16 protein-coding genes are annotated in these 19,158 nt (G+C 59.6%); 9 read left to right on the top strand and 7 right to left on the bottom strand.

Going from position 1 to position 19,158, the window contains the following annotated elements; genetic code table 11:
• The first annotated feature begins 47 nt into the window (after positions 1 to 47).
• From ACQRAX_RS08480 to ACQRAX_RS08465, 4 genes are all read left to right on the top strand, one after another.
• Positions 48 to 446, top strand: a complete 399-nt coding sequence (locus ACQRAX_RS08480) for a hypothetical protein (RefSeq protein WP_231353358.1) — start codon at positions 48 to 50, stop codon at positions 444 to 446.
• A 129-nt stretch (positions 447 to 575) separates the two neighbouring features.
• Positions 576 to 1,262 (top strand): DUF3313 domain-containing protein, encoded by a 687-nt coding sequence (locus ACQRAX_RS08475; RefSeq protein ID WP_412040104.1) that lies wholly within the window; start codon positions 576 to 578, stop codon positions 1,260 to 1,262.
• Between the two features lie 44 nt (positions 1,263 to 1,306).
• Positions 1,307 to 1,807, top strand: a complete 501-nt coding sequence (locus ACQRAX_RS08470) for a porin family protein (RefSeq protein WP_412040105.1) — start codon at positions 1,307 to 1,309, stop codon at positions 1,805 to 1,807.
• 99 nt (positions 1,808 to 1,906) lie between these two features.
• Positions 1,907 to 3,340, top strand: a complete 1,434-nt coding sequence (locus ACQRAX_RS08465; RefSeq protein ID WP_412040106.1) for a mechanosensitive ion channel domain-containing protein — start codon at positions 1,907 to 1,909, stop codon at positions 3,338 to 3,340.
• 3 nt (positions 3,341 to 3,343) lie between these two features.
• On the opposite strand, the gene amaA is transcribed toward ACQRAX_RS08465, so the two are convergent.
• Positions 3,344 to 4,630 (bottom strand): L-pipecolate oxidase, encoded by a 1,287-nt coding sequence (gene amaA, locus ACQRAX_RS08460; RefSeq protein ID WP_412040107.1) that lies wholly within the window; start codon positions 4,628 to 4,630, stop codon positions 3,344 to 3,346.
• 101 nt (positions 4,631 to 4,731) lie between these two features.
• Entirely contained in the window at positions 4,732 to 6,222 is a 1,491-nt protein-coding gene (gene amaB, locus ACQRAX_RS08455; RefSeq protein ID WP_412040108.1) for an L-piperidine-6-carboxylate dehydrogenase, read from the bottom strand.
• Positions 6,223 to 6,357: 135 nt separating this feature from the next.
• On the opposite strand from amaB, the gene ACQRAX_RS08450 reads away from it, so the two are divergent.
• Both ACQRAX_RS08450 and hglS read left to right on the top strand, forming a co-directional pair.
• Complete coding sequence (locus tag ACQRAX_RS08450; protein ID WP_412040109.1) at positions 6,358 to 7,254, top strand: LysR family transcriptional regulator; 897 nt, start codon at positions 6,358 to 6,360, stop codon at positions 7,252 to 7,254.
• Positions 7,255 to 7,350: 96 nt separating this feature from the next.
• Complete coding sequence (hglS, locus tag ACQRAX_RS08445; RefSeq protein ID WP_412040110.1) at positions 7,351 to 8,748, top strand: 2-oxoadipate dioxygenase/decarboxylase HglS; 1,398 nt, start codon at positions 7,351 to 7,353, stop codon at positions 8,746 to 8,748.
• 45 nt (positions 8,749 to 8,793) lie between these two features.
• Here hglS and ACQRAX_RS08440 read toward each other — a convergent pair whose 3' ends face one another.
• Positions 8,794 to 9,744: a LysR substrate-binding domain-containing protein gene (locus ACQRAX_RS08440; protein ID WP_412040111.1), complete on the bottom strand. Its 951-nt coding sequence runs from the start codon at positions 9,742 to 9,744 to the stop codon at positions 8,794 to 8,796.
• 156 nt (positions 9,745 to 9,900) lie between these two features.
• Here ACQRAX_RS08440 and ACQRAX_RS08435 point away from each other — a divergent pair, with 156 nt between their 5' ends.
• Positions 9,901 to 11,292 carry a NorM family multidrug efflux MATE transporter gene (locus ACQRAX_RS08435; RefSeq protein WP_412040112.1) on the top strand — a complete coding sequence of 464 codons (1,392 nt, stop codon included), beginning with the start codon at positions 9,901 to 9,903 and terminating at the stop codon, positions 11,290 to 11,292.
• A 37-nt stretch (positions 11,293 to 11,329) separates the two neighbouring features.
• On the opposite strand, the gene ACQRAX_RS08430 is transcribed toward ACQRAX_RS08435, so the two are convergent.
• Positions 11,330 to 12,994: a putative bifunctional diguanylate cyclase/phosphodiesterase gene (locus tag ACQRAX_RS08430; RefSeq protein ID WP_412040113.1), complete on the bottom strand. Its 1,665-nt coding sequence runs from the start codon at positions 12,992 to 12,994 to the stop codon at positions 11,330 to 11,332.
• Positions 12,995 to 13,258: 264 nt separating this feature from the next.
• Here ACQRAX_RS08430 and rep point away from each other — a divergent pair, with 264 nt between their 5' ends.
• Both rep and ACQRAX_RS08420 read left to right on the top strand, forming a co-directional pair.
• A complete protein-coding gene (gene rep / locus ACQRAX_RS08425; protein ID WP_412040114.1) occupies positions 13,259 to 15,268 on the top strand; it encodes a DNA helicase Rep in 2,010 nt (669 codons plus the stop codon).
• 63 nt (positions 15,269 to 15,331) lie between these two features.
• A complete protein-coding gene (locus tag ACQRAX_RS08420) occupies positions 15,332 to 15,904 on the top strand; it encodes a xanthine phosphoribosyltransferase (RefSeq protein WP_274116868.1) in 573 nt (190 codons plus the stop codon).
• A 75-nt stretch (positions 15,905 to 15,979) separates the two neighbouring features.
• On the opposite strand, the gene ACQRAX_RS08415 is transcribed toward ACQRAX_RS08420, so the two are convergent.
• The 3 genes from ACQRAX_RS08415 to ACQRAX_RS08405 form a co-directional block, all read right to left on the bottom strand.
• Positions 15,980 to 17,863, bottom strand: coding sequence for an acetyl-CoA hydrolase/transferase C-terminal domain-containing protein (locus ACQRAX_RS08415; RefSeq protein WP_412040140.1), 1,884 nt, complete (start codon positions 17,861 to 17,863; stop codon positions 15,980 to 15,982).
• A gap of 117 nt (positions 17,864 to 17,980) precedes the next feature.
• Positions 17,981 to 18,385, bottom strand: coding sequence for a c-type cytochrome (locus tag ACQRAX_RS08410; RefSeq protein ID WP_101293193.1), 405 nt, complete (start codon positions 18,383 to 18,385; stop codon positions 17,981 to 17,983).
• 159 nt (positions 18,386 to 18,544) lie between these two features.
• Positions 18,545 to 19,093, bottom strand: a complete 549-nt coding sequence (locus tag ACQRAX_RS08405; RefSeq protein WP_028942437.1) for a cupin domain-containing protein — start codon at positions 19,091 to 19,093, stop codon at positions 18,545 to 18,547.
• Positions 19,094 to 19,158 lie beyond the last annotated feature (65 nt).

Here is a 19,158-nt window from a genome sequence, read left to right as displayed (position 1 = left end):
GGTTGGTTATCGCTTCAGTTATTTTAGCGTGCCTCGTGGTACTGTTCATGACACTACCCCGCCCGTATATAAACAGCCAGCCTTATCGATCCGTCGGGCACCATTTTATGGGGCACGAACTTCTGGATTTCAAAGAAGGGTTTACGATCAGTGAACCTAGCGCCGTTCTGAGTGTTCTCGAGCGTCTGGGCGATAAAGAGCGACATGTCGCGGTGGGCACCTCGCTGGTTGATGTTTCGAGGTGGCGAATTAAAATCAAGGTTGAAGATGTTAAAGCCAGCAGCCAGGAGGAGCTGTTCGACGTCAGCCGCAATTCTGAGCTGCTTTTTGCTCGGCAGTATTTCCGTATCGGCTCCATCCTCAATCTGGCCGTCATCCCTACCGACAGCCACTCGCTGTGCTATTACATCCTCGAACTTGATCGCTTGCGCTGTATGAATGATTGAGCCCTTGCCGCGCCTTGGCTGGCGCGGCTAGCAGGTCATAAATAACGATTTTTGATTCCTGTTTTCCTCGCTCTAGGCCCAGAGTGGGGATAGATCGGTCACATCAAAGTGACATCAACAGGAATCTCCATGCCCGTTAAAAATCTTGCCATTCTATTGCTCACCATGAGCCTGTTCGGTTGTTCGATGGCTCCCACCATCGACACTGCAATAACGGCTGAACAACAGAAGTCCAACGACACGTTACACATCATCGAGAACGACGACGCTACCATGGCCTGGAAAAAATCCAGCGCACCGTTGTCGAAAGACCATGACAAGGCAATATTTATTAACTTGCCGAAAACTATTACTTTCGACAGTACCGACCCTCGACTTGCCAATTATTCAACTGACGCAAACAAACTCCGAGTGCACTTCCGCAATGCGCTGGAAAAACAACTGACTGCCGGTGGTTATCAGCTAGTAGATGGGCCCACTGCCGGGGCACTTTCACTGCAAGTATCGATTGCCGATATCGAGCGCACGCCACGTGATCCCAATGTCACCGAATACATCCCCATCGGCATGCTGGTTGGCCTCTCCCTGCATGCTACCGGTGTGCGCGATGAAACCCTCTATCTGTTCTTCCAGAGCGAGGTCAGCGACAGCCTGACCGGTGAAACCCTTGGCCGCGCCATCGACCGGGCCAGTGGCAGAAACATCGATCAGGACAAAGGCCCTGTCGTCGAGGACATTTATCCCGCCATGGACTCCGCGGCGCAGCTGATTCGCGAACGCTTGGACAGAGAGTTCCAGCCGAAGGTTTCGACCTGAGCCCGCCAATCCTCCCTATTAACCAAAAACACATTGGACGTAAGATGAAATTCGCAAAACAGTTTGTAGCCGCTCTGGTTGTATTCAGCTCTGTAAGCGCCATGGCAGATGATCGTGGCCTCTATCTTGGAGGTGGTGTAACCAAAGTGGAAACTGATGAGCACCAACTCAGTGACGACGATAACGCTTACAAGGCGTTCGTCGGCTACCGACTGAACCCTTACCTGGCGGTGGAAGGCGCCTGGGTAGACTTGGGCAACTTCAGCGGCAAGGACGGCGACTTCGAAGGCCACTCGCTACAGGCCACAGCCCACTTCGGCGTACCGATTGGTCAGCGCATTCGTCTGTTCGCCAGTGCTGGTGTGCATGCCTGGGACGCCGACAATGACATCGCAGGCGATAGCAGCGACCTGGACATGACCTACGGCCTTGGTGTCGAGATGGATGTATTTCGCAACATTGGGGTGCGCCTGGAGCAGGAAGTCCTGCAGGTCGGCGATATCGACCTGGACCAGACCAGCGCCAGCGTCTACCTGATGTTCTGATCCCGCCAGTGCGCGGTGAGCTGTGACGCTAGTAAGAGCCTGTAGTAATTACCGCCAACCTGCTCTTTACTAGCAACAGCCCACCGCCGCGAGATCGGAATGTTTGCATTCATCCAGAGTTACCCCTTGCTGATCGGCGTTAGCCTGATCGCACTCGACCTGCTGCTCTGGCAAATGCTTGCGATTGAGCGGCGTGCCTGGCGTATCGGCCTGCGCCTTGGTGTGTTCCTGTTGTTTACCGGGGTGCTGATCAGTGCTGGCATCAGCCCACTGCAGCCGGCGCCCTGGGCAGATGATGTGGCGCGCAATCTGCTGGCCACGGTACTGGGCATCGCTTGGTGGCTGTTCGCTGCGCGCACCATTACCGTGGCCATCGGGGTAATCCTGGTGGCGCGCAGCAGCCATACCGGGCGACTGTTGCAGGATGTGCTGGGGGCGGTGATCTTCCTCGTTGCCATCGTTGCCGCAGCCGCCTATGTGCTGCAGTTACCGGTCAAAGGCCTGCTGGCCACCTCCGGGGTAATGGCAATCGTCATCGGTTTGGCGCTGCAAAGCACCCTCAGTGACGTGTTCTCGGGGATCGTCCTCAACACCACCCGCCCCTACCAGATCGGCGACTCGATCAGCATCGACGGCACCGAAGGCAAGGTGATCGACATCGACTGGCGGGCAACGCGACTACTGACCGGCAACGGTAGCTTGGCGGTGATTCCCAACTCGGTGGCGGCCAAGGCCAAGCTACTCAATTTCAGCCAGCCCAACGATGTCCACGGTGTCTCCATTACCGTAGTGGTGCCGGCCAAAGTACGCCCCCGCCGCGTGCTCGATGCCCTGGAAAAAACCCTGCAAGGCACTCGTCTGCTGTTGGCCGCGCCCAAGCCCAAAGTCACGATCAAAAGCTCATCGCTGGAATCGGTCGAGTATGAAGCCAGTGGCTTCGTCAGTTCCATGAGCCAGAAGACCGAGGTTCGCAACCAAATGTTTGACCTCGCCCACCGCCACCTGGAGGCCACCGGCGTAGTGTGGAACGCCGATACACCGTCCTCGCTGGGCTGGAGTCGTCAACGTGCGTTGCTAGAGGATGTACGAATCTTCCGCTCGCTGAGCAGTGACGAGAAAGACAACCTCAGTCAGCGCATGACCACAGTGGAGTACTTGGCCGACCAGGTCATCCTGGGTGTTGGCGACAGCTCTGACTACTTGCTGGTCATCGGCACCGGCGTGGTCTCGGCGTCGATCCGTGATGGCGACAAGCTGATCGAAGCCGGGCGCATGGGCCCGGGCGAAGTACTCGCGGCTGAAGGCCTGCTCGACGAAGAGCAGTCGATTGCTGAGTTCCGTAGCCTGACCAGTTGCCTGTTGTATCGCATCGACAAGGACAACGTGCGCAGTTGCCTGGAAGAACGCCAAGAAGTCAAAACGGCGCTGACCAAGCTGCAACGTATCCGTCAGCAAACCAACCTGTCATTGCTGGAACAGAAACCGGCAGCCATCAAGAAAGGCGGCTTTCTTAGCTGGCTGCACAAGTCGTAAGCGCTACAGCACTACGCGCAAGCACTGCCCGGCGTGATACAGCGAAAAACCGGTTTCGTAGAAGCCGGTACGCAGCGCTGGGGCCGATACCGGTTTCATTACCGAGAACGGAATCGGCAGAGCATCCGGGTTGTCCTCCAGCAGGAACTGGGCAAAAGCTTTACCGATCACCGTGCCGGTGGTATTGCCGCGGCCGTTGTAACCGGTTACTGCCACCAGGCCTGGCGCCGGCTCGAACAGGCGCATCAGGTGGTCGGGGGTAAAGTCGATGCAGCCGGTCCAGTGCATTTCCCACTCAACCTTGCCCAACTGCGGGAAGTAGTGGTTCTGAATGCGATCAGCCCAGCTGCGGATGAACCAGCTCGGCTTGTTGTCGACCCGCCCCAGGCTGCCAAGCAGCAGGCGGCCTTCATCGTCGCGACGAATGCTGCTCAGCACTGTGCGTGTGTCCCACGAGCCCTGACCATGCTTGAGCACGTTGTCAGCAGCTGCGCCATGCAACGGCGCGGAGGCGACCTGATAGTAGTAACCACGGAAGAAGTGCTTCTGCAGAGTGGTCCAATCACCTTCGGTGTAGGCGCCGGTAGAAATCACCACCTTGTCGGCACTGACCGCACCGTTGGCGGTTTTCACTCGCCAGCTGTGGCCTTCGCGCGCCAGGCCTTCGACAGCAGATTGCTGGAAAATCTGCCCACCCAAACGGGTGACGGCAGCAGCCAAGCCTTGGGTGTAGGCCATGGGGTTGATGGTGCCAGCGCGGCGATCGAGCAGCGCAGCGGAAATCTTGTCGGTACCGCAGTATTCCTCGCAGCGCGCTCCGGTAAGCAGTTCGACGTCGGCACCGCGCCGAGTCCACTGTTGATGGCGGGCTTCGAGATCGGCAACGCCCGTGGCGTTGTGGGCCATGTGCAGGGTGCCGGTGTTGTGTGCCTGGCAGTCGATGCCCAAGCGCTTGATGGTGGCGAAGACTTCGGCCGGCGCTTCGCCAAGCACCGTGTTCAGGCGGCTACCTTGCTGCTGGCCGAGGGTCGCTTCGACATCATCGGGACGAATCCAAGTACCGGCGTTGACCAGGCCGACGTTGCGCCCAGAACCGCCGTGGCCGATTTTCCAAGCCTCCAGCAGGATCACTGACTTGCCCTGTTCGAGCAGGTGCAGCGCTGCGCTCAATCCGGTAATACCGCCGCCGATGACACAGACGTCGGCCTTGAGTTCGCTGGCCAGCTTATCGACCGGCGCAGCGAGCTTGGTGACGTGTTCCCACAGACATTGTTGACGCAGCTCTGGCATGGCCGGCTTCCTCATTATTCTTATTCGGTGGTGCGCCTATCGTCGGCAAAGCCGGCTCCTGCACGGAGCTGGCCTTGTCAGCGATAACGCCAACGCAGTGATCAGTCGAACACAATCCCCTGCGCCAGCGGCAGTTCACGGGAATAGTTCACCGTATTGGTTTGCCGACGCATGTAGGCTTTCCAGGCGTCGGAGCCCGACTCACGGCCACCACCGGTTTCTTTCTCGCCACCAAACGCACCGCCGATCTCGGCACCGCTGGTGCCAATGTTGACGTTGGCGATACCACAGTCGCTGCCCGAGGCGCTCTGGAAGCGCTCGGCTTCACGCAGGTCAGTGGTGAAGATGCACGAGGACAGGCCTTGCGGCACTTCGTTGTTCAGGCGCAGGGCCTCTTCGAAGTCGTCATAGGTCAACACGTAGAGAATCGGGGCGAAGGTTTCATGACGCACCACCGCACTCTGCGCGGGCATCTCGGCGATGGCCGGAGACACGTAGTAAGCGTTTGGATACTGTTCCGCCAACTGCCGCTCACCACCGAACACCTGACCCCCTTCGTCACGAGCACGCGCCAGGGCGTCTTGCATGGCGCTGAAGGAAAGCGTGTCGATCAGCGGACCGACCAGGTTGTCTTTGCGCGGGTCACCGATACGCACCTTGGCGTACGCAGCTTTGACCCGTGCCACGACTTCGTCCTTGATCGAACGGTGCACAATCAGGCGACGCAGGGTGGTGCAACGCTGACCAGCCGTACCAACGGCGCTGAACAGGATGCCGCGCACGGCCAGGTCCAGATCGGCGCTCGGTGCCAGGATCATGGCATTGTTGCCACCAAGCTCGAGGATGCTGCGACCAAAGCGGGCAGCAACGCGAGGGCCAACTTCACGCCCCATGCGGGTACTGCCAGTGGCACTGACCAGCGGCACGCGCGGGTCATCAACCAAGGCCTCACCGGCTTCGCGATCACCGATGATCAGTTGGCTCAGGCCTTCGGGTGCGTCACCGAAGGCTTTCACGGCTTTGTCAAACAGCGCCTGGCAAGCCAGGGCGGTCAGCGGCGTCTTCTCCGAGGGCTTCCAGACTACGGCGTTACCGCAGACCAGCGCCAGCGAGGTGTTCCAGGCCCAGACCGCGACAGGGAAGTTGAAGGCGCTGATGACGCCGACCACGCCCAGCGGATGCCAGGTTTCACGCATGTGGTGACCTGGGCGCTCGGAGGCGATGGTCAGGCCGTACAACTGGCGCGACAGGCCCACGGCGAAGTCGCAGATGTCGATCATTTCCTGCACTTCACCCAGGCCTTCCTGAGTGATCTTGCCGGCTTCGACAGACACCAGTTCACCCAAGGCGGCCTTGTTTTCGCGCAGCACTTCGCCAAACAGGCGAATCAGCTCACCGCGACGCGGCGCCGGGACAGTGCGCCAGGCTTGAAAGGCTTGTTCGGCCTTATCGATCTTGGCCACGACCTGAGCTTTGCTCTCCAGGTGCACCGAGGCAATCGCGCTGCCGTCGATAGGGGTGTGAACGGGATGGTTGCCGTGGGTGTAGGCACTGGCCGGGACACCGAGGCGGTCAAGCAGTCCATCAACCATTTTCTTCTCCTGCATGCGATGAGTGGTTGAATTAGTGATCCGGATCAGTATTAATCCGATCACTCTGGTGCAACAAACGACCTTTATTCTGCATATCATTCCGCCAGGTAATGATCTACCCGCTTAGAGACCGCTATGTCCAAACGTCTGGTGCCATCGATGGCCGCTCTGCAGTGTTTCGAGGCTGCCGCCCGGCACCTGAGCTTCACCCGCGCCGCCGAAGAGCTGCACCTGACCCAGAGCGCGGTGAGTAAACAAGTCGCGCAACTGGAGGAGATGCTTCGCCATCACCTGTTCCTGCGCATCCGTCGGCGTTTGCAACTGACACCAGCAGGCGCGTTGTACCTGGCCGAGGTCAACAAGATCCTTACCCAGGTCGATATGTCCAGCCGCTACATCCTCTCGTACGGCGAGCAAACCGAAGTATTGAAGGTAGCCACTCAACCGAGTTTTGGCGTGCGTTGGCTGATTCCGCACCTCAAAGGCTTCGGCAAGCGCCACCCGAATATCCACCTGGATATCCGCAATGAGATGGAGCCCTTCGCCTTGCTGCAGGGTAAGGCCGACGTGGTGTTCTTCTTCGGCCAGGGCACCTGGCCTGGCGCAACGTGCGTCGAACTGTTCGGTGAAGAAGTGCTGCCGGTCTGCGCACCAGAGCTGTTGCAAGGCCGCACTCTGCACGACGCCAGCGAGCTGTCCGAGTTGGTCCTGCTGCAAAGCACTTCGCGCCCAGAGGCCTGGCATGAGTGGTTCCTCGAACAAGGTTTGCATTCTGCCCACAGCTACCACGGGCCGCGCTTCGACACCTTCTATATGAGCCTCAGTGCGGCCCAGTCCGGTTGCGGTGTAGCGCTGGTGCCGCGCTACCTGGTGGCGCAAGAGCTGGCGGAAGGCAAATTGGTTGTGCCCTGGCAGCACAGCATGCGCAGCAATGGTTCGCATTTTCTGGCGTTTGCCGAGCACGCGGCGGAAGTTCCCAAGGTGCGTGCCTTGGTCGACTGGATCGCTGCCGAGGTGGCAACGGAAGGTTAAGAATTAACGGAATGACTCATCGACTTTTTTTCGCTTGCGAGAGAAGTACATTCCTCGCTTTCATGTAGGGGTACCCACTTCACCAGGAAGCTTTCGATGCCCGCTCAAGATTTCGTCAGCCCGGACAGCATTCGCGCGCAGTTCTCTGCCGCCATGTCGCTCATGTACAAAGAGGAAGTGCCGCTCTACGGCACCCTGTTGTCGCTGGTGAGCGAAGTCAACCAGCAGGTCATGACCCAACAGCCGGAAGTAGCCCAGGCCTTGCGCTGGACCGGCGAGATCGAGCGCTTGGATCAGGAGCGGCACGGCGCCATCCGCGTCGGCACTGGCGAGGAGCTGGCGACCATCGCTCGCCTGTTCGCCGTCATGGGCATGCAACCTGTGGGTTACTACGACCTCAGCTCAGCGGGCGTACCAGTGCACTCCACCGCCTTTCGCGCCGTGCACGAACAATCCCTGCATGTCAGTCCGTTCCGGGTCTTTACCTCGCTGTTGCGCCTGGAGCTGATCGACAACCCGGCGTTGCGTGAACTGTCCCGGCAGATCCTGAGCAAGCGGCAGATCTTCACCCCGCGCGCTCTGGAGCTGATTCAACAGCTCGAGCGGGAGGGTGGCCTGAATGCCGAGGATGCCAACACCTTTGTTGACGAAGCCCTGCACACCTTCCGTTGGCACCATGACGCCACGGTGACCGCCGAGCAGTATCAGCAACTGCACGACCAGCACCGGCTGATCGCCGACGTGGTGGCATTCAAAGGCCCTCACATCAACCACCTGACCCCACGTACCCTGGACATCGATTCCATCCAGTTGGGCATGCCAGCCAAGGGTATTCCACCCAAGGCTGTGATCGAAGGCCCACCACCGCGGCGCTGCCCGATTCTGCTGCGTCAAACCAGCTTCAAGGCGCTGCAGGAACAGGTCGCGTTCAGCGGTCAACACGGTGACGCTGACGGCAGTCACACCGCACGCTTCGGCGAGATCGAGCAACGTGGCGCTGCGCTGACGCCCAAGGGGCGCCAGCTGTACGACCGACTGCTCGACGCGGCGCGCGAGGCACTGGGAGGCGTACCGGCCGAAGTCAACGCCGAGCGCTATATGGACCTGCTCAAGAGCAGCTTCCAGGCCTTCCCGGATGACCTGGCGCAGATGCGTGAGCAAGGGCTGGCGTACTTTCGCTACTTTGCCACCGAGCGCGGCATGGCCGCACGCGGCGACGCAGGGCGTCCCACTTCGCTGGATGGCTTGATCGACGCTGGCCACGTGCATTTCGAAGCGTTGGTGTATGAGGACTTCCTGCCAGTTAGTGCGGCAGGGATCTTCCAGTCCAACCTGGGTGATGATGCGCAGAGTGAATATGGCAGCAATGCCAATCGCGATGCTTTTGAGCAGGCGCTGGGCAAATCAGTGCAGGATGAGCTGGAGCTTTATGCGCAGAGCCAGCAGCGATCGCTGCAGACGTGCGCCAAGGCGTTGGACCTGCCAAACCTGTGACGAGGCCAGGGCCGCTACGCGGCCCATCGCCGGCAAGGCCGGCTCCTACACGTTGTTGGCGATGGGTGCGGTAGCCGCGCCGAAGATTTCCACCTTCGGCAAGTCCATTGCATCCGCCTCCCCCTGCAGGAAATCACTCAAGCGCCGCAGCCGCTCACCACCCGGCCGAGTCTTCGGCCACACCAGGTAGTAATCCATACCGCTCGCCACAGCAGCCGGCCAAGGCAAACTCAATCGCCCCTGGGCGACGTCTTCAGCCACCATCAACAAATCGCCCATCGACACACCATAGCCCCGCGCAGCGGCGATCATGCCCAGTTCCAGCGTATCGAACACCTGCCCGCCCTTGAGTGAAACCTTGTCGGTCAGGCCCATGCGTGCCAACCAACTGCGCCAGTCGCGCTTGTCTGGCGTCGGGTGCAACAACTCGACACCGGCCAGGCGTCGGGCATCCCAAGGGCCTTCATTGAGCAGTTCAGGTGCGCCTACCGGGATCAGCAGCTCGGAAAACAATCGGACCACCTCCCAGTCCGGCGGAAAGTGCCCATCGCCAAGCAGTACGGCGCAATCGAAGGGTTCATGGTTGAAGTCGACGTGGTCGACATCCATCCAGGCGCTGGTCAGTTGCACCTCGTTGCCCGGCTGCAAATGACGAAAACGACTGAGCCGTGCCAGCAACCAGCGCATGGTCAAGGTAGAAGGCGCTTTCATGCGCAGGATGTCGTCTTCGCTGCGCAGCGTGTTACAGGCGCGCTCCAATGCAGCAAAGCCTTCACGCACGCCGGGCAACAATAACCGGGCAGCTTCACTCAGTTGCAGACTACGGCCATTGCGTACGAACAATCGGCAAGCAAAGTGTTCTTCCAGAGTACGAATGTGTCGGCTGACTGCACTTTGGGTAATCGATAACTCATCCCCGGCACGGGTGAACGAGCTGTGCCGAGCAGCGGCTTCGAAAGCTCGTAATGCGTAGAGAGGCGGCAAACGACGCGACATGGAAAAACGTCCAGGCAAACCGAGAGGTAGTCAGCCAAATCATACTCGCATGAGTTTTAATCATGCCAATGATCGTTTTTATCCTTTTGTGGATAGCCGTCAAAAAGCCCAGAATTAAAGACTTTCCCTCACCTCGCGTCAGAAAAGGACGATCCCATGCAGGCCGCACCCACTCATGAACTCAAGGCACTGTTGCGCCTGGCCGGTCCGCTGATCGCCTCGCAACTGGCCCACATGCTGATGGTGCTGACCGACACGCTGATGATGGCCCGCATCAGTCCCCAGGCCTTGGCCGGCGGCGGCCTGGGTGCGGCCAGCTATTCGTTCGTGTCGATTTTCTGCCTGGGAGTGATCGCGGCTGTCGGCACGCTGGTGGCGATTCGCAAGGGAGCTGGCGATATCGCTGGCGCCACTCGCCTGACCCAAGCGGGGCTATGGCTGGCCTGGGCAATGGCACTGGGCGCAGCGCTGGCACTGTGGAACCTGGAGCCGGTGCTATTGCTGCTTGGCCAGAGCCCGAACAACGTCGAGTCGGCTGCCCAGTTCCTGCTCCTGCTGCCCCTTGCCCTGCCCGGCTACCTGAGTTTCATGGCCCTGCGCGGCTTTACCAGCGCCATCGGCCGCTCGACTCCGGTGATGGTCATCAGCCTGGTCGGTACCGTGGCCAACTTCCTGCTCAACTATGCGCTGATCGAAGGCATGTTCGGTCTGCCCAGGCTGGGTCTGGTCGGTATTGGCCTGGTGACCGCCATCGTTGCCAACTGCATGGCGGTGGCCATGGCCTTGTACATTCGCTGGCACCCGGCCTATACCCCCTACCCGATTCGTAAGGGCCTGAGCCGGCCCTCGTGGCCAGCCTTGGCTGAGCTGTGGCGTCTGGGTCTGCCGATTGGCGGTACCTATACGGTGGAAGTTGGCCTGTTCGCCTTTGCTGCGCTGTGCATGGGCGTGCTGGGCAGCACCGAACTTGCAGCCCACCAGATTGCCCTGCAGATCGTTTCGACCGCATTCATGATCCCGGCTGGCCTGTCCTATGCCGTCACCATGCGTGTCGGGCTCTATTACGGTGCTGACAACCTGCTTGGCGCACGGCATGCCGGACGGGTCGGAATCGGCTTCGGCGCGGCGATGATGCTGGGTTTTTCCATCCTGTTCTGGCTGATGCCGGACCCACTGGTTGGGCTGTTCCTCGACCACGGTGATCCGGCCTTTGCTGACATCATCCAGCTAGCCGTAAGCCTGTTGATGGTCGCCGCCTGGTTCGAGCTGTTCGATGGCGTGCAAACAATTGCCATGGGTTCGATCCGCGGGCTGAAGGATGCCAAGACCACGTTCCTGGTCGGGCTGTTCTGCTACTGGGTCATTGGTGCGCCAGCGGCCTGGTTGCTGGCGTTCACTCTCGGCATGGGCGCGGTTGGCGTATGGTGGGGGCTGGCATCGGGCCTGGCTTGCGCGGCGATTACCCTGACGTTGGCGTTTGAGTGGCGGATGAAGCGATTGTTAGGGCAATCCAACGGTGCGAACAGGGCTGCCACTACAGCGGCCTAAGATGCTGTGGGAGTGGATTCATCCGCTCCCACAGGAGCTACAAAGCCATTGACTGCTGCGCCGAACCACTCAGCAGAAATTCCATCAACTCATCAATCGGTAACGGCCGGCTGATCAAGTAACCCTGAACCTGATCACAGTTAAAACTGCGCAAAAGGTCCATCTGCTCTGGGGTTTCCACCCCTTCAGCCACTACCTGCAGGTTGAGGTTATGGGCCAGGTTGATCATGGCGTGGACCAGCTTGCGGTTCTCTTCGCGCTGCTCCATGCCGCCAACGAAGCTGCGATCGACCTTGAGCAGGGTGATCGGCAGGCTGTTGAGGTGGACGAAAGACGAGAAGCCGGTGCCGAAATCGTCGAGGGAAAAACGCACGCCCAAGCGGCCCAAGGCATCCATGGTCTGCTGCACCAGGTCATTGCGGCGCATCACCGCCGTCTCGGTAAGCTCGAACTCCAACCAACGCGCATCGACACCGTGTTCGATAATCAACCGGCTCAAGGTGGCCAACAGCTGACTGTCCTGGAACTGACGAAATGACAGGTTCACCGCCATATGCAGCGGCGCCAGCCCCTGCTCACGTAGCACCTGCATGTCGCGCAGGGCACGGGAAATCACCCAGTATCCCAATGGCACAATCAAGCCGCTTTGCTCGGCCAGCGGCACGAACTCGCTGGGTGGCAACAAGCCCCGCTCAGCATGACGCCAACGCACCAACGCTTCCAGGCCGACAATCTGGCCGTCGGCCAGGTTCAACCGCGGCTGGTAATGCAGTTCCAGTTCATCGCGACGCAGGGCGCGGCGCAGCTCGCTTTCCAGATCGGCAAGGCTGCGGGCGTTACGGTTGATCAGCTCGTTGAAAATATGAAAGGTGCAGCCTTGAGTACCCTTGGCCTGTTGCATGGCAATGTGTGCATGCCACATCAACGGGTCGGCGCCACCCAGGGCACGGGCATGGGCAATGCCCAGACTGCAGCCAAGCAACAAGCTCTCGCCGTCGACCCAGTAGGGTTCGGCCAGGACCTCGGTAATCCGTTCAGCCATCCATTCGGCGCGTTGTGGCTCGCGCCGCGTATCGATCAGTAAGGCGAACTCATCACTACCCAGGCGAGCAACCTGATCACCGGCCTCAAGCTGGCTTTTCAGGCGCCCGACCACCTGCAGGATCAGGCGGTCGCCGGCCTGATGGCCCAAGGCATCGTTGGCCCGACGAAAGTTGTCCAGGTCGAGGTGACCAAGGGCCACGCCTCGCCCATCGTTATCAGCCAGGCGCGCGGCCAGCAGGGTGTGGAAGCCCTGACGATTGGCAATGCCGGTCAACGGATCCTGTTCAGCCAAGCGCTGCAGGGTCGACTCCAACACACCTCGCTCACGCACATGACGCAGGCTGCGGCGCAGGGTATCGGTGCTGAGTTGATCCAGTATCAGCCAGTCGCTGACACCCGGTGGCGGCAGCGACGGCTCATGCTCGAGCAACAGCACCAGCGGCAACACGCAACGCCCGGGGGCGGGCTGCAGTTTCGAGGTAGCCAGCACCAGTGCATTGCGATCAGTGGCGAACAGGCTGTCGACAGCGTCCCAGCTCGGTGCGGTGAGCATCACTACCGTGCCCGCCAGCGGCGTCAGGCAATCGCGCAAGGCTGCAGCCCATTCGGGTTCATCAGCCAGCAAGAGCAGACGCAAGGGTTCGGCAGGCGTGGACAAGCTGGCTCCTTAGGACGTGGACACCGTCAAATGACAATGGGCAGCGAGAGGCTAATCCTAAACCACAAATGAAAATGATTTTCACTTAAAGTCGTGCCATTCCATTGCCGACATCCCGCAGGTTTCGCCACGCATCCTGCGGGAAAGTAACCAAAGCGGCAAATTTAGATCGCGTGGTACGTCACACTGTCAGACGGTCGCGGCAGAATCTTTCCACCCCTGCTAAAATGCGCGGCTATTTTTCAGGCGACCCCGGTTTTCCTCATGTCCCGACTCAATCCCCGGCAACAAGAAGCCGTGAACTACGTCGGCGGCCCTCTTTTGGTGCTCGCCGGTGCCGGTTCCGGCAAAACCAGCGTAATCACCCGCAAGATCGCGCATCTGATCCAGAATTGCGGCATCCGTGCGCAATACATCGTGGCCATGACCTTCACCAACAAGGCCGCGCGGGAGATGAAAGAACGGGTCGGCACCTTGCTGCGCAAAGGCGAAGGCCGCGGCCTGACCGTGTCGACCTTCCACAACCTGGGCCTGAACATCATCCGCAAGGAGCATCAACGGCTGGGCTACAAGCCGGGCTTCTCGATCTTTGACGAAACCGACGTCAAAGCGCTGATGACCGACATCATGCAGAAGGAATACTCGGGCGACGACGGCGTCGATGAGATCAAGAACATGATCGGTGCCTGGAAAAACGACCTGATCCTGCCGCCTGAGGCGCTGGAAAAGGCGCGCAACCCCAAGGAACAGACCGCTGCCGTCGTCTACGCCCACTACCAGCGCACGCTCAAAGCATTCAACGCGGTGGACTTCGACGACCTGATTCTGCTGCCGGTAAAGTTGTTCGAGGAACACAGCGATATCCTCGAAAAGTGGCAGCACAAGGTGCGTTACCTGCTGGTCGACGAATATCAAGACACCAACGCCAGCCAGTACCTGCTGGTGAAAATGCTGATCGGCACGCGCAACCAGTTCACCGTGGTCGGTGACGACGACCAGTCGATCTACGCCTGGCGTGGCGCGCGGCCAGAAAACCTGATGCTGCTCAAAGACGACTATCCGTCGCTGAAGGTGGTGATGCTCGAGCAGAACTACCGCTCCACCAGCCGCATCCTGCGCTGTGCCAACGTACTGATCTCGAACAACCCGCATGCCTTCGAGAAACAGCTGTGGAGTGAGATGGGTCATGGCGACGAAATCCGCGTGATCCGCTGCAAGAACGAGGAAGCCGAGGCCGAGCGAGTGGCCATGGAAATTCTCAGTCTGCACCTGCGCACCGACCGCCCGTATAGCGACTTCGCGATTCTTTACCGCGGTAACTACCAGGCCAAACTGATCGAACTGAAGCTGCAGCACCATCAGGTGCCGTACCGTCTGTCGGGCGGCAACAGCTTCTTCGGTCGCCAGGAAGTCAAAGACTTGATGGCCTACTTCCGCTTGCTGGTAAACCCGGACGACGATAACGCCTACCTGCGGGTGATCAATGTGCCGCGTCGGGAAATCGGCTCGACCACCCTGGAAAAGCTTGGTAACTACGCCACCGAGCGCAAGATCTCGATGTACGCCGCCAGCGAGGAGCTGGGCCTGGGTGAGCATCTGGACAGCCGTTTTACCGACCGCCTGCAGCGTTTCAAGCACTGGATGGACAAGGTCCGTGAGCAAGTCGCTCTGGAAGACCCGATCGCCGCCCTGCGCAGCATGGTCATGGACATCGACTACGAGAACTGGATTCGCACCAACAGCTCCAGCGACAAAGCTGCGGATTTTCGCATGGGCAACGTCTGGTTCCTGATCGAGGCGTTGAAAAACACCCTCGAAAAGGACGAAGAAGGCGAGATGACCATCGAGGAAGCCATCGGCAAACTGGTGCTGCGTGACATGCTTGAACGCCAGCAGGAAGAGGAAGACGGTGCCGAGGGTGTGCAGATGATGACCCTGCATGCGTCCAAAGGCCTGGAATTCCCCTACGTATTCATCATGGGCATGGAGGAAGAGATTCTTCCCCACCGTTCCAGTATCGAAGCAGACACCATCGAAGAAGAACGGCGCCTTGCCTACGTGGGTATCACCCGTGCCCGGCAGACGTTGGCCTTCACCTTTGCAGCCAAGCGCAAGCAGTATGGCGAGATCATCGATTGTTCGCCGAGCCGCTTCCTCGACGAGCTGCCCGACGATGACCTGGCTTGGGAAGGCCTGGACGATGCGCCGACGGAAGTGAAGGCCGCGCGCGGCAATAATGCATTGGCCGATATCCGCGCAATGCTCAAACGTTAGATAATCAACCTTTGCTGCGGCGTACTGCCGTGGCCACTCTTGCTACATCGAGGAATTACCACAGTGGAAGCACTGCACCAGAAGATTCGCGAAGAAGGCATCGTGCTTTCCGATCAGGTTCTCAAAGTCGATGCGTTTCTTAACCATCAGATCGACCCTGCGCTGATGCAACTGATTGGCGACGAATTCGCCCGTCTGTTCGCCGACTCCGGCGTCACTAAGATCGTCACCATCGAAGCCTCGGGCATCGCCCCGGCGGTGATGACTGGCCTGAAGCTCGGCGTGCCGGTTATTTTCGCCCGCAAGCACCAGTCGCTGACGCTGACTGAGAACCTGCTGACCGCCTCGGTGTACTCCTTCACTAAGCAGACCGAAAACACCGTGGCGATCTCCCCGCGCCACCTCAACAGCAGCGACCGCGTGCTGGTGATCGACGATTTCCTGGCCAATGGCAAAGCCTCCCAGGCGCTGATCTCGATTATCAAACAAGCTGGCGCCACCGTTGCCGGCTTGGGTATCGTCATCGAGAAGTCGTTCCAGGGCGGCCGTGCCGAGCTGGACAGCCAGGGCTATCGCGTTGAGTCGCTGGCTCGGGTCAAGTCGCTCAAAGATGGCGTGGTTACTTTCATCGAGTAAACCGCCGCGGCCTCATCGCCGACAAGGCCGGCTCCCACACGCCCTGTAGGAGCCGGCCTTGCCGGCGAATGGCCTTCAAGCGACCCGCGTAGCCCGCAACCCCGCCAGCAATAACCGCTGATACAGCTCCTCTTTCAGCCCCTGCGGCTGCGCCAAGCCCATCCGCGCCAATTGCGCTGAATAAGCCTCAGGCGCTGGTGCGTCCAACGCTGCCTTGCCCAACTCCAACACCTCGCTCAACTTGAACTTGCTCTTGAGCCAGTTCAGCGCCCGTAACAAATCACGCTCCTCAGGCGTGAAGTCACTGCCCAATGGATATTCGGGAAATAGCCGGGTGTGTCCGCCCCGCAAGCGCTCCAGCCGTTGTGGGGTGTTATCGGTAAAGCGTGCAGGCAGGGAAAAAGCGGACGGTAATTTGCCGGCCTTCTGCGCCTGCTCGATCAACCCTGGCTGAAACCGTGAATCACTGATGGCCAGCAACCGCGCGATCACTTCTGCGTCGGTTTGCCCGCGCAGATCGGCGATACCGTACTCGGTCACGACGATGTCGCGCAGGTGCCGGGGAATAGTGCAGTGGCCGTAGCTCCAGAGCAGATTGGAGCTGACCTCCCCACCCGCTTCACGCCAGCTGCGCAGCAGTAGAATCGAGCGCCCGCCCTCCAAGGCATGCCCTTGGGCGACGAAGTTGTATTGCCCTCCGACACCACTGAGCACCCGGCCATCCTCCAGTTGGTCAGCAACGCCGGCGCCCATTAGGGTCATGGTGAACACCGTGTTAATGAAACGCGCATCACGGCGCTGCACACGTTTGAGCGCTTCCTCGCCATACAGTTCGTTGATGTAACTGATCGCGCGCATATCGATGCGTCGGCGGCTTTCGAGGGGCATTTCCCGCAAGCGCTGGTAGAACGCTTGCGGGCCCAGGAAGAAGCCACCATGCACCAACACTTCCGCCGGTTGCTGTGCATCAGCATGCACTGGACGACGGATGATCCCCGCGTCCATAAGCGCCAGCAGGCCGTTGACGAACATCTCGCTACAGCCATACAGGCCCAGGGCAAAAGGCTCGATACCACCTTCGCGGGTAATCAGCGACTGCCAAGGTTGTAGATCCATGTCGGTGAGCAAGGCCTGATAGGCCTCGCTATCGGCCTGTCGGGCCAGCAGCGCGGCACTCAAGGCATCGCCCATGGCACCAATGCCAATCTGCAAGGTGCCGCCGTCGCGCACCAACGTACTGGCGTGCAAGCCGATTAAGTGGTCCTGTGTGGTAACTGGCATGTTTGGCGTCGAGAACAGACGCCTGTGTTCCACGGCATCAATCAGTACATCAAAATCCTGCCGAGGCAACTCGGAGCTACCTGGCATGTAGGGTAATTCGGCATGCACTTGGCCTAACAACAGGATGGTTTCCCCTGCCGCACGCCGCCGCGCGATCATCGGCAACAGGTCGAGAGTGATGTCCGGGTTGCAACTCAGGCTCAGGTGGTCCGGGCGCTGCAGATCGGCCGCGACCAGTTGGGCCACCAGGTTCAGCCCTTTGGCATTGATATCCCGCGCAGCATGGCTGTAGTTGCTGCTAACGTAGTCTTGCTGGGCCGTGGCACTGTGTAACAGGCTGCCAGGCTGCATAAAAAACTGCTCGACGCGAATATTGTCCGGCAGGCAGTCCTTGCGCAGGTCGCTCAGGTACTCAAGCTCTTCATAGTCGGCAAACACTCGCTCGACAAAGGGCTCAAGAAAGCGCCGCTGCAAGCCGTCACCCAGATCAGGGCGGCCCAGACTCAGGGCGGTATAGATCGTCAGTTGCCGCTCGGGCAATTGACGAATGCGCGCATATAGCGCGTTGACGAAGGCGTTGGGCTTGCCCAGGCCCAGTGGCAAGCCCATGTGGATATGCGCTGGCAATCGTGCCAGCACTTCATCTACAGCCTTTTCAATCGAATAGCTGTGCGCCATCTGCGCCTCCCGGTCATCCTTGCAGGTTCGACCGAGCATGGCCCGAGTTTGCTCCCCAGGCCAGCGCTAAAAAGCACAAAGCCCGCACGTGGCGGGCTTTGTTGGCGAAGTGCAGCCTTACAGGCCGGACATCTTCTTGATGGCGCCCATGAGGTCGTCATCCGAGCAATCGGCACAGGTGCCTTTAGGCGGCATGGCGTTGAGGCCCGTGATTGCCTTGGCCAGGATTCCGTCCAGACCACCCTGGTGGTCGGCACGCTCTTTCCAGGCAGCAGTGTCGCCGATCTTCGGCGCTCCGAGCAGGCCAGTGCTGTGGCAAGCATTGCAGTGCTTGGCGATGATTTCATCCGGGGTCTTGGCACCGCCGCCACCTGCGGAGGCAGCAACTTCCATTCCCTTGCATTCCTGACCTTGTACACACACCTGGCCGACCGGTTCCAGTCGCTTGGCGATGTCATCGTTGGTCGCAGCTTGTGCGCTGACTGCCCAAAGGGCCAATACGGCAGCTGGTACGGCCAGCATTTTCTTGATTAGATTCACACGTACACCCTCATGGTGGCTAGTCACGCCCGCGGCCACGGTTTCGCAGGCGGCGCAAGTATAACGGGAACCCTGCCATACCGAAACAACCCTAGTGTCCAAAGGGTCTTAGCCGCGACAATCCGTCGCGTGCCGTGCGCCTTAGAAGTTAGCCGGGGTCGCCGCACTGATCAGCCGGGCCGGCTCATCGTACGGATTACGGAAACGGTGCGGCTTGGTACTTTCAAAATAGTAGCTGTCGCCCGCTTCGAGGATAAAAGTTTCCAGCCCCACCACCAATTCCAGGCGACCTTCGAGGAGGATGCCGGTCTCTTCACCGTCATGGGTGAGCATCTCTTCGCCGGTGTCGGCACCCGGCGGATAGACTTCGTTGAGAAACGCGATGGCCCGGCTCGGGTGCGCCTTGCCAACCAGTTTCATGGTCACCGCACCATCGGAGATGTCGATCAGCTCATGGGCTTTGTAAACGATTTGCGTGGGGTTTTCCGGCTGCAGTTCTTCCGAGAAGAACTCCACCATGGACATCGGAATACCGCCCAGCACTTTACGCAACGAGCTGATTGAAGGGCTGACGCTGTTCTTCTCGATCATCGAGATTGTGCTATTGGTGACGCCCGCACGTTTGGCGAGTTCACGCTGAGACAGGCCCTTGAGCTTGCGAATGGCTTGCAGTCGTTCACCGACGTCCAATGCTGGAGCCCTCCTAAACGAACGAGTGGGGTCGAAATTGAACGTTATCATCGCAACAGCGTTCA

The organism is Pseudomonas sp. UM16 (assembly GCF_050312595.1).
Lineage (GTDB): Bacteria > Pseudomonadota > Gammaproteobacteria > Pseudomonadales > Pseudomonadaceae > Aquipseudomonas.
Note: the sequence above shows the minus strand (reverse complement) of the source record. Positions and strands in the feature narration are given on the sequence as shown.

Coding starts and splice junctions, on each gene's coding strand:
- ACQRAX_RS08480 (WP_231353358.1), top strand. CDS start 48: ATGACACTACCCCGCCCGTATATAAACAGCCAGCCTTATCGATCCGTC.
- ACQRAX_RS08475 (WP_412040104.1), top strand. CDS start 576: ATGCCCGTTAAAAATCTTGCCATTCTATTGCTCACCATGAGCCTGTTC.
- ACQRAX_RS08470 (WP_412040105.1), top strand. CDS start 1,307: ATGAAATTCGCAAAACAGTTTGTAGCCGCTCTGGTTGTATTCAGCTCT.
- ACQRAX_RS08465 (WP_412040106.1), top strand. CDS start 1,907: ATGTTTGCATTCATCCAGAGTTACCCCTTGCTGATCGGCGTTAGCCTG.
- amaA (WP_412040107.1), bottom strand. CDS start 4,630: ATGCCAGAGCTGCGTCAACAATGTCTGTGGGAACACGTCACCAAGCTC.
- amaB (WP_412040108.1), bottom strand. CDS start 6,222: ATGGTTGATGGACTGCTTGACCGCCTCGGTGTCCCGGCCAGTGCCTAC.
- ACQRAX_RS08450 (WP_412040109.1), top strand. CDS start 6,358: ATGTCCAAACGTCTGGTGCCATCGATGGCCGCTCTGCAGTGTTTCGAG.
- hglS (WP_412040110.1), top strand. CDS start 7,351: ATGCCCGCTCAAGATTTCGTCAGCCCGGACAGCATTCGCGCGCAGTTC.
- ACQRAX_RS08440 (WP_412040111.1), bottom strand. CDS start 9,744: ATGTCGCGTCGTTTGCCGCCTCTCTACGCATTACGAGCTTTCGAAGCC.
- ACQRAX_RS08435 (WP_412040112.1), top strand. CDS start 9,901: ATGCAGGCCGCACCCACTCATGAACTCAAGGCACTGTTGCGCCTGGCC.
- rep (WP_412040114.1), top strand. CDS start 13,259: ATGTCCCGACTCAATCCCCGGCAACAAGAAGCCGTGAACTACGTCGGC.
- ACQRAX_RS08415 (WP_412040140.1), bottom strand. CDS start 17,863: ATGGCGCACAGCTATTCGATTGAAAAGGCTGTAGATGAAGTGCTGGCA.
- ACQRAX_RS08410 (WP_101293193.1), bottom strand. CDS start 18,385: ATGCTGGCCGTACCAGCTGCCGTATTGGCCCTTTGGGCAGTCAGCGCA.